The following is a 13,868-nucleotide window of genomic DNA, read 5'->3' as shown; positions in this document are numbered from 1 at the left end:
TAACTGCAGGGTCCGTCAATCGAAACGGACCCGGCCAAATCAACCCGCCAACGTGCCGGGATCATCCGCGAAGGAGCGTACCGTCTTGATGGCGCCGTCCAAGGCGACACCGTCAGCATCGGCAAGAGCGGCTTCGCGCAGGCGCCTCACCCAGTCCGCTGCATCGCCACGGCCGCGCAGCATGGGCAGGCAGGCCAACACCTTGTCGAATTTGGAATGGCCGCGCGCATGGGTGTCGGAATAGCCCTTGATCAGGCGCCGGCATTTCAGCACCTCGACCCCGAGCGCGTAGTCCTGGCCGCGTTCGGCTTCCGCAAGCTGCAGCCATTCGCGCATATGCGCCGCCTCGACCTTGTGCCGCAGCAGGCCGCGGCGCCAGCGGCGCAGGCCGCCGATCGTCCACAACATGCCGAAGCCGAAGATCGTATCGGTGCGGATGCGGCGGCCACGATCGATGAAGCGGTTGAACGCTTTCATCATATTGGGCCGTGCATCCAAGGCAGCCCCGAGACCGGCCGGCATCAGGCCGACCATCTCCTCCATGCGCGGGTGGAAATATTCAGTGGTCGCAAGGGTCTGGCTCTTGCCGAGATGCACTTCGTCGCGAACGCGCTGCGAGCGTCCCGGCCGGGTCTTCAGGTCGGCGACCCGGATGATATCGTCATAGACCATGGCGTTGGCGACATATTTCGCGGCCTCCCGCGAGAAGGCGTAGCCTTCGGCCTCCTTGTCCGCCGCCACGAGGCGTTCCAGCTCCGACAGGTAGTCTTCGCCATAGGCGAGATCGAGGAAGTCGACCACCTTGCGCAGACCGGGCTCGGCCAGCTCGCGAACCGGCTGCGGCAGTGCGGCAGTGCGGGCAGACAGGGCTTCCCATCCGCGCTGCAGCGACTTCGGCAGAACCGTGTCCCTGGTCTGCTTTGCTTTCGTGTCGGACGCAGCAACAGGTGCTTCGGCACCTGCAGCCCGATCATAAGCGAGCGCGAAGGCGGCAAGGCTGGCCTCGGTTCCCTTGCCGCCTGCCCTGATGGTCGCTTCGAACTGCTCGCGCGAGAAAGGGAGCTCGCCAGAGCCGGCCAGCGCGCCGAACAGGCTTGCGGAGACCACGCTGCCGGCCTTCTTTGCCATTGTCTCCATGTCGAAGTGGATCAGCCGTTTGGCGGCCTCGCCGGCACGACGTGATACCGTGTCGGAATCGGCGCGGCCGTCGCCCGGCACGATCTTTTCCGACACCGCCAGCATGCGGTGGCTTGAAGCGATCAGCGTGGTGCGATCGGGCGTCACGAAACCGCGCAGCACAGCACGGCCGGCTTCCGCGAGTTCGGCGGCGACAAGGATGTCGACGTCACCCGGTGAAGGGCTGAGCGAGAGCACAGGACTGTCATTCGGTCGCTTTGGGTCACGCGGCAGCATCTCGACATAGTAGATCGTGGCGCCGGTGCGTTGGGCGACGCCGGCCACGGAAGTCGACTGAACGTGCCAGCCTGCGCGCTGCGCGACATCGGTCACCCAACCGCTCAGCACGCCGCCGCCCTGCCCGCCCACGGCCAGGATACAGATCTTGATGATACGGCCGGTCGTATCCGGCGCTTCCGGCAGACCGAATTTCATGCCGCGACGTCTCCAAAAACCGGCCGGCCGCGTTCACGCCAGCCCTGCAGTGCGGCGATAACGCGCTGGCGCAGGCCGAACCAGAAACGATCCCAGCCCGTCGGGTTGGAAATCACATCGGCCTGGTAGAAGGACGGGCACAGCACAGCGGCATCGGCCACCTCGCCGCAATTGCCGCAGCCGACGCAATTCTCGTCGATCGCTGCCACCGGATCGTCACGCAGCGGATCGTCGAGATGCTTGACCGTCAGCGACGGACAGCCGGAGAGGCGCATGCAGGCGTGATCGCCGGTGCAGACATCCTCGTCGACGCCGAACTTGGTCTTCACCATGCGCTTGCCTTCGGCAATCGCCTTCTTCTTCAGCGGCGCCTCGCGGCGCTGGCGGTTGAGCATGCATTCGGACGAAGCGACGATGACCTTTGGTCCCTTCTCCTCCGTCGTCAGCGCCTCTTTCAGCGTGTCGCGCATCGTGCCGACATCATAGGTGCGCTCGATGTGACGCACCCAGTTCACCCCCATGCCCTTGATGGCATCGGTGATCGGATGTTTGGTCGACTTGGTGCGGTTGGAGGCGCGCGAAGACAGGATGTCCTGACCGCCGGTCGCGGCCGAATAGTAGTTGTCCACGACCACGATCACGCCGTCGTTCTTGTTGAAGACGGCGTTGCCGATCGAGGAGGTCAGGCCGTTGTGCCAGAAACCGCCATCGCCGACGAAGGAGATGGACCGTCGCTTGGCCTCAGGTGAATTGAAGGCGGAAGCCGAAGCTGGGCCAAGACCATAACCCATCGTCGTGGCGCCCAGTTCGAAGGGCGGCATGATCGAGAACAGATGGCAGCCGATATCGGATGCGATGTGGTGTTTGCCGAGCTCCTGCTCGGCCAGTTTGGTCGCGGCGAAGATCGGTCGTTCCGGGCAACCGATGCAGAAGCCCGGCGGGCGCATCGGCACGGTCTTGGCGAGATCGTCGAAGATCGGCGGTGCCGGCACGTTGGGCGCGCGGATTTCCGGCGCCAGCAGGTCGCTGCCATGCTTGCGCATGAAGGCGCCGATGCCGGACAGCATGACGTCGCCGGAATACTCTCCGGCCATCGGCAGCACACCCTTGCCTTCCAGCTTCACCGAAGCGCCGGCCTTGTAGAGCATCGAACCCAGCGCCTGCTCGATGTAGTCGGGCTGACCTTCTTCCACGATCAGCACCGCATCCTTGTCGGCGCAGAAGGCGACAAGGTCGTCCTCGACCAGCGGATAGGTGACATTGAGCACGTGCAGCGGCACTTCCGTTTCGCCATAGACATCGGCAAGGCCGAGCCGCTGCAGTGCGCGGATGACACCGTTGTACATGCCGCCCTGCATGATGATGCCGACCTTGCCGGAGCCGCCGAAGGTCTCATTGAGCTGGTGACGCTTGATGTAGTCGATCGCCGCCGGCAGGCGTTTGGAAATCTTTTCCTTCTCGTGCAGGAACGATGCGGGCGGCAGCACGATGCGCTGCGTGTCGCGGCGCGGATTTTCCAGCGCATCCGCCACGGTCATCGCAGGGCGGACATTGTCCTTGGCGGTGAAGGAACCATGCACGTGGCAGCAGCGGATACGCACCTGCAGCATGACCGGCGTGTTGGAAGCTTCCGACAGTTCGAAACCATGTTCGACTGCGGCAACAATGGACGGCAGGTTCGGACGCGGATCGAGCAGCCAGACCTGGCTCTTCATCGCGAAGGCGTGGCTGCGCTCCTGCATGATGGAGGAACCTTCACCGTAGTCCTCGCCGACGATGATCAGGGCCCCACCGGTGACGCCGCCGGAAGCAAGATTGGCCAAAGCGTCGGAGGCGACGTTGGTGCCGACCGTCGACTTGAAGGTGGCGGCGCCGCGGATCGGGTAATGCACGGAGGCGGCCAGCATGGCGGTGGCGGTGGCTTCCGAGGCGCTCGCCTCGAAATGCACGCCGAGCTCGGCCAGGATTTCCTGCGAGTCCGCCAGCACGTCCATCAGGTGGCTGATCGGCGCGCCCTGGTAGCCGCCGACATATCCGACGCCGCATTGCAGCAGCGCCTTGGTGATGGCCAGAATCCCTTCCCCGGTGAACTCCTCACCGGCTCCGAGTTTCAGCTTCTTCACCTCCTTGGCGAATGACCGTTCTGCCATGGCGCGCTTTCCTTATTTCGATGGGTCCGTGTTCGACCACAACACCGTGCCGCCGTTCTTCTCGTAGGCCATGCCTTTCGGGAACGAGATAGCCTCGAGTTGCAGGCCCCACGGCGCGAAGAAGTAGAGGATAGACTGGCCGGCGGCAGGACCTTCATTGACCGGCATCGGGCCCTTGAGCGTGCGGATGCCCTTGGCGGTCAGATATTTCGCCGCCGCATCAATGTCGTCGACATAGAAGGCGATGTGATGGCCGCCATTGTCGGAATTGCGTGGCCGTACATCCTTCTTGTCGGGCGCGCTGTAGTCGAACAGCTCGATGTTCGAACCGGACTGGCAGCGCAGCAGCGTGATCTCGTTGATCACCGCGCGCGGGTCCACGTCGACAAGATCCTTCATGAAGTCGCCCTTGTCGTCACGAAACGGACCGAAGCTCGTCGCCTTCTGGCACCCCATCACGTCGACGAAGAAGCTTTCGGCCGCCTTGATGTCCGGTACTGTCAGGCCGATGTGATTGATGCCGCGAACCCCGGGCATCGGCTCGGCCATGACATGCGCCGGCCAGAGCACGGCGGCGAGTGCGGTTGCGATCAGGAAATTCTTGCTCATCTCGGTCCTCGGATCGACGCTTGGCTGGAATTTTATGCTTTCAAATCATGCGATTGGCTTGGTCAGAATTCATGCTTGCGCACGTTGAGCAGGATCTTCTGCAAGGTCGCCACGAAGGCGGCGTGCTCGGCCGCGTCGATGCCCGCGAACATGTGATTGTAGGTATGGCGCATGGTCGGCCACAGCGTCTCGAAAGCGGCGCGGCCAGCCTCGGTGATGGAGATGCGCGTGGCGCGGCTGTCTTCCGGATCAGCGGTGCGGCGCACCAACCCGTCCGCTTCCAGCGCATCGAGTGCCCGGCTGAGCGTCGACTGCTCGGTGATGGCGTAAACGGCCAGTCGGCTAATGGCGAGGTTGTCGATCACCGACAACACGGCCAGCGCCCGCATCTTCGGCGTGGTCAGTCCGAGCTTGGCGAGGTCTTCGCGCAGCGAGGCATTGTAGCGCCCCATGATGCGGTTCATCAGATAGGGCGCGAATTGCTGCAGCCCTATCTCGCCGAGCCGCGGGCCTTCGGTATCATCACCTATGATCGTGCGTTCGTTCACCGGAACTCCTTGGTCACGAGGAAGCCCGACCCGCCGCCGAGGCCCGGACCCGGATGGGTCGAGGCGCCGATATGATAAAGTGATTTGACCGCGCTGCGGTGGTTGACCGACCCTGCGAATGGCCGCCACACGAAGAACTGGTCGATGGTACAGGCGCCGCCATAGGGATCGCCGCCGACCAGGTTGATGTTCATCGCTTCGAGATCGGCCGGCGAATAGGCGCGCCGCGCCAGCACCGTCTCGCGGAACCCTTCGATGTGGTTTGCCAGGATCGCCTCGAGGCGGTCGGCAAACGCCTCGCGCGTCGCTTCGTCCCATGCGCCTTGCGTAGTGATCTCGCCCGCCGCATCGCCCTTGATCGTGCGCGGCGCGTCGGGAACCTGGATCCAGAGGATCGCCTTGCCTTCGGGGCAGCGGGACGGGTCGAGCGAGGCCGGTTGTCCGACGCACATGGTAGGCGTTGCCGGCAGCATGCCGCGCATCGCTTCATTGTGCGACTTGGAGACCGCGTCGATGCCGTCGGTGAGATGGATGAGCGCCACCTTCTCGAGGCCCTCGGCGTGCCAGCGCGGCGCACGGTCGAGCGCATAGTGAAGTTGGAAATTGCCGCGGCCATGGCGGTAGGCACGCGTCGCATCCTTTGCCTGAGACGGAGCGTCCGGCCCGAGCAGACGCCCATAAAGCTGGCCAGGCGCAACGGAAGCGATGACGGATTTCGAAGCCTCGATCTCTTCCCCGCTGGCAAGCCGGACACCGGCGGCCTTGCCGGCACGAACCAGGATACGCTCGACATCGGCGCCTGTCCTGATGGTGCCGCCCTGTTCTTCAATCAGTGCGCGGAAAGCATCGACCGCCTTGCCGGCACCGCCCTTGACGATGGGGGCGCCGGCCGCTTCCAGCGCAAAGGCGATGACCTTGCCCATCTGGGCGGAATAGGTGTCTTCCGGCGACAGCCCGCAATGCAGCGCCCAGGGCGCATGCAATGCCTGGATCTGCGGCGACTTGTAGCTTGTTTCCAGCCAGCCGCGTGCAGGCGCCAGGGCGCCGCCGAAATAGTCGACCAGACCGCGCAGGCCGCGCCGCCAAGCCTCGCGCGCCAGCAATTTCGCGGTGGCGAAGCTCCATAGTTGACCTCCGAGCAGGCCGAACAACAGTTCGGCGCTGGCTTCGATCGAACCGACATCGGCGGCGTGGCGATCGCCGTCGCCCGACGACAGACCGTTGAAGGTCTTCACATTGGCTGCACGATCCGTGGTCAGCACGACGCTCGACCCGTCGGGACGCAGCGCCGCCGTCGGATGCGGCGTGTGGCAGAATTCAAGCCCGTGACGAGCGAGATCCTGACCGAGCGCGCCATGGGCAGGCCCGGTCAGGAAAAGAACGAAAGTGGCCGCCATCACGTCGTGCGTGAAGCCCGGAAGCGTCGCCTCGGCGCTGAACATGCAGCCGCCGAGACGCTGCTCGCGCTCCAGGAGCAGCACCCGCGCGCCCGATTTGGACAGCATCGCCGCCGCCACAAGCCCGTTGATGCCGCTGCCGATGATGATGTGATCGTAGGCCACGGTGATCAATTCCCGATCAGGCGCGAGGAACCAGCGCCATCGCGCGCACCGGGCTACCGGTGCCCTTGACGATCTTCAGCGGCGCGGCGATCAGGATGGCGCCCTTGGCCGGCAGCTTGTCGAGATTGCACAGGCTGGCCAGACCATAACGGTTGGCCTTGTGCATCAGGTTGTGCGCCGGGAATGGCGGGGTCATGCCGCCGGCGGCACCCGCATCGGTACCGATGCACTGCGTGCCCCAGCCGATCGCGCCGCGCTCGATGATGTATTCGATGCAGTCGACCGTCGGTCCCGGCGAATGCGGGCCGTTGGCATCGGCGTTCAGGTAGGAAGCCTCGGAACCGTTGCGCTTATCCCAGTCGCTGCGCATCACCACCCACTCGCCCTTGCCGATGGCGCCGTGCTTGGCTTCCCAGGCCTTCACGCCTTCCGCGGTGAGCAGAAAGTCGTTGTCGGCAGCGGACTCGGCCGAGCAGTCGATCACGTTGACCGGCGCGACATAGTTACGAACCGGAATCGTGTCCGTGTAGCCGTCGGCATATTCCTTGCCGGTGATCCAGTGATGCGGCGCATCGAAATGCGTGCCGGAATGCTCACCGATCTTCAGCCAGTTCCAGGCCCAGAACGGACCATTCTTGTCGTATTCCGAGATGGTGTGGATCTCGATCTTGGGCGTGTCCACCGCGAAGTCCGGCGGCAGCTTGAGAAGCGGGGTATCGGGCCCGAGCGGCGCCGACAGATCGACGACGTCCACCTGTCCACTCACCAGAAGCTCGGCCAGGCTGGCGAGCGCGTTTGCAGCGGTCATGTTCAATCCTCCTGATTGCGTGTTCTTCATTCTTTTGACCGACCACCAGGCAATCGCGGCGGCTCCGGTTTTTCCCGAAGATCAGGCTAGACGAGTTTAGATGCATATGCAAATATCATTTTAAGGGTGAACTAATTCCATGACCAAATACGACGCCATTTTCATTGGCGCGGGACACAACGCACTTGCCTGTGCGGCGCATCTCGCCAAACGCGGCTGGAAGGTCGGGCTGTTCGAAGCCGCCGACCGTCCTGGCGGTGCCGTCAAGACGCTCGAACTGACCGAGCCTGGTTTCCGCCACGACCTTGCAGCCATGAACCTCAGCCTGTTCGCAGGCTCAGCATTCAACAGGGTTTATGGTGCGGAACTGGCGCAACGGGGGCTGGAATTCGCGCCGGTGCAGGACTGTTTCGCCTCGGTGTTCCCGGGCGGGCGCTGGCTGGGCGTGTCCACCGATCTGGCGACGACCGCAACCCGCATCCGCGCTTTTTCGGCACGCGACGGGGAGACCTGGGAGACACTGGTCAAGGCTTTTCCGGCGCGGGCGGAACGGATATTCTCGATCCTCGGCAGCTCGATGAAAAAGCGTGCACTTGCACGTATCTTGTTTTCGCTGCTGCGCAAGGAAGGCCTCGCCGGCACACTCGATCTCGGCCGTTTCCTGCTCTCCTCGCCGCGCGCCTGGCTGGACGAGACGTTTGAAAGCAGTGAAGTGAAAGCACTGCTTGGCGCCTGGGGCATGCACCTGGATTTCGCGCCTGATATCGCTGGTGGCGCCGTCTTCCCCTATCTTGAAGGCATGGCCAACCAGAGCTTCGGCATGGTGCTGGGCAAAGGTGGCGCGGATACCATCATCAAGGCTCTGACGGCCATGGTCGAAGGCCATGGTGGCACCCTCGAGTGCAACGCCCGCGTCGAGCGCGTCGTCACCGCCGGAGGCCGGGCGACCGGTGTGCTTCTGGCCGACGGGCGCCGCTTCGAAGCCAGCCGTGCCGTCATCGCAACCGTTTCGCCGAAAGCCTTGGGCGGACTGTTGCCTGAAGGTTCCGGCAATGCCGGCTTCGACCAGAAGATGCGGAATTTCCGCCATGCGCCCGGCACCATGATGATCCACCTGGCGGTGGATTCATTGCCGGACTGGGCCGACCCTGCCCTGAAACGCTTCGCCTATGTGCATGTCGCCCCGTCGCTGGACGTCATGGCGCGCGCCTATCAGGAAGCGCAGGCCGGCCTGCTGCCGGCCGAACCGGTGATCGTGGTCGGCCAGCCGACGGCGGTCGATCCGGCCCGCGCGCCGGACGGCAAGCACATATTGTGGCTGCAGACACGCGTCGTGCCGGCCGAGATCAAGGGGGACGCGGCGGGCATCATTCAGGACAGCGACTGGGCAACGGTGCGCGAGGCCTATGCGGACCGCGCGATCGCCATCATCGAACGTTATGCGCCGGGCCTGTCCGCCAAGATCATCAAACGCACGGTGGTGAGCCCGCTCGATCTCGAAAGCGGCAACGCCAATCTGGTCGGCGGCGATCAGATCTGCGGCAGCCATCATCTTTCGCAGAACTTCCTGTTCCGGCCGGCGCCGGGTTCGGCCGACTGGAGCACGCCGGTACGCAATTTTCATCTGGCCGGTGCCGCGACCTGGCCGGGCGCAGGCGTCGGCGCAGGTTCGGGCTTTCTGCTCGCGCAGCAACTGGCAGGCGGCTGAGAAGAATCTGCAAAACAAAGCCCGCGGCGAGCGGGCTCCAGAGGTGGGAGGACCAATATGAAGCGCAAGGCGATCAACCCCGACAGCATGTACAAGTCGCTGCCGTTCGGATTTTCCCATGCCGTCGAACAGAACAGCGGGCGCACCCTACACATGGCAGGCCAGGTGGCCTGGAACAGCGCCGGCGAACTCGTCGGTCCGGGCGACCTGGCGGCGCAGGCACGCCAGGCATTGGCCAACCTCAAGACCGTCCTGGCCGAAGTCGGCGGCACGCCGGCCGATGTGGTCCGGCTGCGGACCTATGTCGTCAACCACACGCCCGACAAGCTTGGTCCGATCGAAGCCGAAATCAGGGCCTTCTTCGGCGACGTCACGCCTGCGGCCAACACGCTGATCGGTGTCCAGACGCTGGCCATGCCGGAATTTCTCATCGAGATCGAGGCCGCGGCGGCTCTTTGACCAGGCCGCTCGGCGCCTCGCGCGACAATCAATAACGGGCATCAAATAATGGGGAACACGACCATGAACGGAAATCCAAACAGACGCACTCTGCTCAAACTGGCGGGTGCCGGTGTCGCGGCCGCCAGCCTCGCGCTGCCGGGCAAGGTTTTTGCCCAGGGCAAGGACGAACTCACCATCGCCTACAACGTCAACCTGCCTTCGTGGGATCCGACGGTCGGCCCATCGGCGGTGAACCCGACCATCCAGGGTTTTTACCAGTCCGTCTTCGACATGTTCATCCACCAGAACCCGGATCTCTCCTTCGCGCCGGGACTGATCACCGAATGGGGCTGGAACGACGACCGCTCCAAGATCTTCCTGGTCGTCCGCGAAGGCGTCAAATGGCATGACGGCAGCCCTTTCACCGCCGAGGACGTCGCCTGGTCGCTGGCGCGCGCCGGCAAGGCCGAGACCGGCAATCCGATCCAGTTCGTCTGGTCGAAGGTCGGCAACTTCAAGGTCGACGGCAACCGCGTCGAGGCAGACGTGATCGAGTTCGAGCCGACCATCTTCAAGTGGATGTCGTTCCTGACCGGCTATGTCCTGCCCAAGGCCTATTATGAAAAAGTCGGCGCGGAAGGTTTCGAGGCCAAGCCAATCGGTACCGGCCCCTATATGGTCGATCGCTACGAGCGCAACGCCTTCGTGCGGTTGAAGGCCAATCCCGACTATTGGGGCGGCAAGCCGGATTTCGAAACCGTCACCATCAAGTTCGTCACCGACGCAGCAAGCCGCGTCGCCGAAGTCGAATCCGGCAATTCCGACGTGACCCTGGAAATCCCCTATGAGGAGTATGACCGGCTGATCGGCGGCACACTCAAGGGCAGTTGCGAAACCGTCTCCGACATCGCGATGATCTTCATCAATGACGTCGACCCGATGCTGGACAAGAATGTGCGTCTCGGTGCCATCAAGGCCATCGACAAGCAGTTGCTGATCGACCGCCTGCTGCGCGGCTATGGCGTGCCGCTGTCGACGCTGGAGACGCCGGAATACGCAGCCTATGACGCCTCGATCAAGGTCGAGCCGAATGTGGAGGAAGCCAAGACGCTGTTGGCCGCTTCCGGCTACTCGCCCGAGAAGCCGGTGAAGTTCAAGATCCAGACGACGCGCGGCTTCAAGCCGAAGGACTACGAGATGATCCAGGCGATCGTCGGCATGTGGCGCAAGGTCGGCATCGAAGCGGAGATCGAGGTCTACGAGATCGCGCAGCACTACGAACTGCGCGCCGCCGACAAGCTCGCACCGGCAGCCTTCTACAACTGGGGCAACGCCGTCGGCGATCCGACCACGTCGACCGGCTTCGCCATGTTCGGCCCGAGCCCGCACTCGGTCTGGGACGGCAAGGAACTCGTCGACCGCATCATCCCGCTGTGGGGCGAGAAGGACGAGGCCAAGCGTATCCAGGGCTGGAAGGACGTCGACCGCTATATCGCCGAGGAAGGACTGGTGATCCCGCTGCTGCAATACGCGCAGCCGATCGTGCACCGCGAAGGCCTGAGGGTGACCCCGCACAAGTCGGGTGCACTGCTGCCGCACCTGATCAAACGCGCATAGACTGAAATCCCGGCCCGGTCTTCGCCGGGCCGGGGCCTTTCCTCATGATGTTTCTTCGCCAGACCGTCTCCCGGCTCATCACCACGCTGATCACCCTGTTCGGCGTGGCGGTGATCGTTTTTGTCGTCATCCGCGTGGTGCCCGGAAACCCCATCGCCATGATGCTGCCGCCCGGCGCTTCCGAGGCCGATATCGAACGGCTGAAAACGCTCTATGGGCTGGATAAATCCATCTTCGAGCAGTTCGTCATCTGGTTCGGCAATGTGCTGCATGGCGATTTCGGCACCTCGATCTCGACACGCCAGCCGGTGCTGTCGCTGGTGCTCGACCGCCTGCCGGCAACGCTGGAACTGTCCATCATGGCGCTGGTGATGGCGGTGGCGATCGGGGGAACCCTTGCCGTCCTCGGCACGCGGTTCCGGGGACGCAAGACAGAGGCCGGCATCGACGTCGCCAACGGCATTGGCCTGTCGATCCCGGATTTCCTGTGGGGGCTTGCACTGATCCTGCTGTTCGGCGTGCTCTGGCCCGTCTTCCAGATTTCCGGCCGCGTCTCGCCACGGCTTGAACTGCCCTTCACCAGCCAGTTCTATCTGTTCGAAAGCCTGGCGCGGCTGCGCTTCGACATCACGGCCGACCTGCTGTCTCATATGTTCATGCCGGCGCTGGCGCTGGCGCTGCCCCTGGCGGCGATCATCTCGCAACTGCTCAAGCAGTCGCTCAAGGAGACGGTGAACCTCGACTATTCGGTGCTCGCCCGCACCAAGGGCTATTCGGAAACCAAGGTGATCCTGTCGGAAGCGCTGCCCAATTCGATCCTGCCGACGCTCACCCTGGTCGGCGTGCAGTTCACCTTCCTGATCGGCGGCACCGTCATCATCGAGCGGCTGTTCTCCTATGAGGGGCTCGGCAACATGGCGATCGACGCCGTCATCAACCGCGACCTGCCGCTGATCCAAGGCATCGTCATCCTGTTCGCCATCCTGTTCACCTTCGTCAATCTGGCCGTCGATATGACCTACGCCTTCCTCAACCCGAAGCTGCGTCATGCTTGACGGACGTGGTTCGATACGCCGGCGTTCCGGCGCAAGGCTTTGGCTCTCGGCCGTCTGGCTGACCCTGTTCGTGCTGGCGGCGTTGCTTGCGCCGCTGATCAGCCCGCATGATCCGCTGGCGCAGGACCTGATGCTCGGCCGCCTGCCGCCGGCATGGATCGCAGGCGCCGAGCCCGGCTACTGGCTGGGCACCGACAGCCTCGGCCGCGATGTGCTGTCGCGCATCATCCACGGCGCGCGCATCGCGCTGGTCGTGGCGCTGATCGCCGGCACGGCCACCTGCCTGCTCGGTTCGGCGCTCGGCCTCGTCGCCGGCTTCTATCGCGGCTGGGCCGACCGGTTGATCAGCCGGCTGGTCGACATCTGGATGGCCTTTCCGCCGGTGCTGTTCGCGATCCTGCTGATCGCCGTGCTTGGCACCGGCCTCACCTCGGTCATCCTTGCCATCGTCATCATCGACTGGACACGCTTCTGCCGCGTCGTGCGTGCCGAAACGCTGAACCAGTCGAAGATGGACTATGTACACAGCGCCAAGGTGGCAGGCTTTACCCGGCTGCGCACGCTGGCCACCGAAATCCTGCCCAATGTGCTGCCCACCATCATCGCGCTGCTGACGCTGGAAATGGGCATTGCCGTCATTGTCGAGGCGATCCTGTCCTTCGTGAACCTGTCGATCTCGACCGACCAGCCGACCTGGGGCGGCATGATCGCGGAAGGTCGCACCAGCATCCATCAGGCCTGGTGGGTCCTGGTATTTCCGCTCATTGCGCTCTTCCTCACCGTTCTTTCCTTTGCGCAATTCGGCGATGGCCTGCGCGAACGTTTCGATCCGGTGCTGCGATGAGCGGCTTCCTGGAGATACGCGGGCTTTCGGCACGGCTTGCCGGCACGGGCCAGCGCCTGCTGCGTTCAGTCGACATCAGCCTGCCGGCCGGCTCCGTGCGCGGTCTTGTCGGTGAAAGCGGCGCCGGCAAGAGCATGATCGGCAAGGCCGTGCTGGGCGTGCTGCCCAAGGCCGTCGAGATTGTCGAGGGCGAGATCCTGCTCGACGGCCAGGACCTGCAGAAGGTATCTCCTGCCGAGCGCCGGCGGCTGATCGGCGCCAAGGCGGCACTGATCCCGCAGGATCCGCTGACCGCGCTCAACCCGTCGCGGCGCATAGGCCCGCAGATCACCGACCGCCTTGTCGACATCCTCGGCTGGACGAAAGCGCGCGCCGCCACGCGCGCGCTGGAAGTGCTGGCGGAAGTCAGCATCCCGGAGCCTGAACGCATCATCCGGCTCTATCCACACGAACTGTCCGGCGGCATGCGCCAGCGCATCCTGATCGCTTCGGCCTTTGCCGCCGAACCGAAGCTGATCGTCGCCGACGAACCGACGACGGCGCTGGACGTCACCGTGCAGAAGCAGATCCTCAAGCTGATCTCCGAACTGCAGGCCCGCCACGGCACCGCGCTGCTGTTCGTCACCCATGACCTCGGGGTCGTCTCCAAGGTTTGCGATACGCTTTCGGTGCTCTATGCCGGCAAGGTGGTCGAAGATACCACGGTGGAGCGTTTCTTCGCCGCCCCGCAGCATGGCTACAGCTCAGCACTGCTGGCGGCAACGCCGCGTCATACCGATCCGTCATCTTCCCTGAAGCCGGTGCCGCGTGAAGTCCTCGACGCTGTCGCAGCCGAGGTGGCTGCCAGCGATGCCGCATGGCGTCCGAACGGAGGCGCCCGTGGCTGATAACAGGGCTGACAACATCTTCGAGGTT

The 13,868-nt window shown here is 64.0% G+C and carries 12 protein-coding genes; 6 read left to right on the top strand and 6 right to left on the bottom strand.

Going from position 1 to position 13,868, the window contains the following annotated elements:
* Nucleotides 1–39: 39 nt before the first annotated feature.
* The 6 genes from ACFWXH_RS00330 to ACFWXH_RS00305 form a co-directional block, all read right to left on the bottom strand.
* Nucleotides 40–1,611: an indolepyruvate oxidoreductase subunit beta family protein gene (locus tag ACFWXH_RS00330; protein WP_379116511.1), complete on the bottom strand. Its 1,572-nt coding sequence runs from the start codon at nucleotides 1,609–1,611 to the stop codon at nucleotides 40–42.
* Complete coding sequence (locus ACFWXH_RS00325) at nucleotides 1,608–3,761, bottom strand: thiamine pyrophosphate-dependent enzyme (RefSeq protein WP_379116508.1); 2,154 nt, start codon at nucleotides 3,759–3,761, stop codon at nucleotides 1,608–1,610. Before ACFWXH_RS00325 ends, ACFWXH_RS00330 begins: the two co-directional genes overlap by 4 nt.
* A gap of 12 nt (nucleotides 3,762–3,773) precedes the next feature.
* Complete coding sequence (locus ACFWXH_RS00320; RefSeq protein WP_379118891.1) at nucleotides 3,774–4,310, bottom strand: VOC family protein; 537 nt, start codon at nucleotides 4,308–4,310, stop codon at nucleotides 3,774–3,776.
* A 122-nt stretch (nucleotides 4,311–4,432) separates the two neighbouring features.
* A complete protein-coding gene (locus tag ACFWXH_RS00315) occupies nucleotides 4,433–4,918 on the bottom strand; it encodes a MarR family winged helix-turn-helix transcriptional regulator (protein WP_244483271.1) in 486 nt (161 codons plus the stop codon).
* Entirely contained in the window at nucleotides 4,915–6,480 is a 1,566-nt protein-coding gene (locus ACFWXH_RS00310) for a phytoene desaturase family protein (RefSeq protein WP_379116506.1), read from the bottom strand. Before ACFWXH_RS00310 ends, ACFWXH_RS00315 begins: the two co-directional genes overlap by 4 nt.
* A gap of 16 nt (nucleotides 6,481–6,496) precedes the next feature.
* A complete protein-coding gene (locus ACFWXH_RS00305) occupies nucleotides 6,497–7,288 on the bottom strand; it encodes a cyclase family protein (protein WP_379116504.1) in 792 nt (263 codons plus the stop codon).
* 139 nt (nucleotides 7,289–7,427) lie between these two features.
* On the opposite strand from ACFWXH_RS00305, the gene ACFWXH_RS00300 reads away from it, so the two are divergent.
* From ACFWXH_RS00300 to ACFWXH_RS00275, 6 genes are all read left to right on the top strand, one after another.
* Nucleotides 7,428–8,996, top strand: coding sequence for a phytoene desaturase family protein (locus tag ACFWXH_RS00300; protein WP_379116502.1), 1,569 nt, complete (start codon nucleotides 7,428–7,430; stop codon nucleotides 8,994–8,996).
* Between the two features lie 57 nt (nucleotides 8,997–9,053).
* Entirely contained in the window at nucleotides 9,054–9,455 is a 402-nt protein-coding gene (locus ACFWXH_RS00295; protein WP_379116500.1) for a RidA family protein, read from the top strand.
* A gap of 63 nt (nucleotides 9,456–9,518) precedes the next feature.
* Nucleotides 9,519–11,054, top strand: a complete 1,536-nt coding sequence (locus ACFWXH_RS00290) for an ABC transporter substrate-binding protein (RefSeq protein WP_379116498.1) — start codon at nucleotides 9,519–9,521, stop codon at nucleotides 11,052–11,054.
* Nucleotides 11,055–11,101: 47 nt separating this feature from the next.
* Nucleotides 11,102–12,109: an ABC transporter permease gene (locus ACFWXH_RS00285; RefSeq protein WP_379118889.1), complete on the top strand. Its 1,008-nt coding sequence runs from the start codon at nucleotides 11,102–11,104 to the stop codon at nucleotides 12,107–12,109.
* Nucleotides 12,102–12,953, top strand: a complete 852-nt coding sequence (locus ACFWXH_RS00280) for an ABC transporter permease (RefSeq protein ID WP_379116496.1) — start codon at nucleotides 12,102–12,104, stop codon at nucleotides 12,951–12,953. The genes ACFWXH_RS00285 and ACFWXH_RS00280 overlap by 8 nt, the downstream gene beginning before the upstream one ends.
* The gene (locus tag ACFWXH_RS00275) at nucleotides 12,950–13,840 is read left to right on the top strand and encodes an ABC transporter ATP-binding protein (RefSeq protein ID WP_379116494.1); all 891 of its coding nucleotides are present in this window, start codon (nucleotides 12,950–12,952) and stop codon (nucleotides 13,838–13,840) included. Before ACFWXH_RS00280 ends, ACFWXH_RS00275 begins: the two co-directional genes overlap by 4 nt.
* The last annotated feature ends 28 nt before the right edge of the window (nucleotides 13,841–13,868 follow it).

It is taken from the genome of Mesorhizobium sp. NPDC059054 (assembly GCF_042739215.1).
Classification (GTDB): Bacteria; Pseudomonadota; Alphaproteobacteria; order Rhizobiales; family Rhizobiaceae; genus Mesorhizobium.
This window is presented reverse-complemented; position numbering and strand designations above follow the sequence as displayed.

Excerpts from the sequence above, each read along its gene's own strand:
- ACFWXH_RS00330 (WP_379116511.1), bottom strand. The coding sequence starts at position 1,611 with ATGAAATTCGGTCTGCCGGAAGCGCCGGATACGACCGGCCGTATCATC.
- ACFWXH_RS00325 (WP_379116508.1), bottom strand. The coding sequence starts at position 3,761 with ATGGCAGAACGGTCATTCGCCAAGGAGGTGAAGAAGCTGAAACTCGGA.
- ACFWXH_RS00320 (WP_379118891.1), bottom strand. The coding sequence starts at position 4,310 with ATGGCCGAGCCGATGCCCGGGGTTCGCGGCATCAATCACATCGGCCTG.
- ACFWXH_RS00305 (WP_379116504.1), bottom strand. The coding sequence starts at position 7,288 with ATGACCGCTGCAAACGCGCTCGCCAGCCTGGCCGAGCTTCTGGTGAGT.
- ACFWXH_RS00300 (WP_379116502.1), top strand. The coding sequence starts at position 7,428 with ATGACCAAATACGACGCCATTTTCATTGGCGCGGGACACAACGCACTT.
- ACFWXH_RS00295 (WP_379116500.1), top strand. The coding sequence starts at position 9,054 with ATGAAGCGCAAGGCGATCAACCCCGACAGCATGTACAAGTCGCTGCCG.
- ACFWXH_RS00290 (WP_379116498.1), top strand. The coding sequence starts at position 9,519 with ATGAACGGAAATCCAAACAGACGCACTCTGCTCAAACTGGCGGGTGCC.
- ACFWXH_RS00285 (WP_379118889.1), top strand. The coding sequence starts at position 11,102 with ATGTTTCTTCGCCAGACCGTCTCCCGGCTCATCACCACGCTGATCACC.
- ACFWXH_RS00280 (WP_379116496.1), top strand. The coding sequence starts at position 12,102 with ATGCTTGACGGACGTGGTTCGATACGCCGGCGTTCCGGCGCAAGGCTT.
- ACFWXH_RS00275 (WP_379116494.1), top strand. The coding sequence starts at position 12,950 with ATGAGCGGCTTCCTGGAGATACGCGGGCTTTCGGCACGGCTTGCCGGC.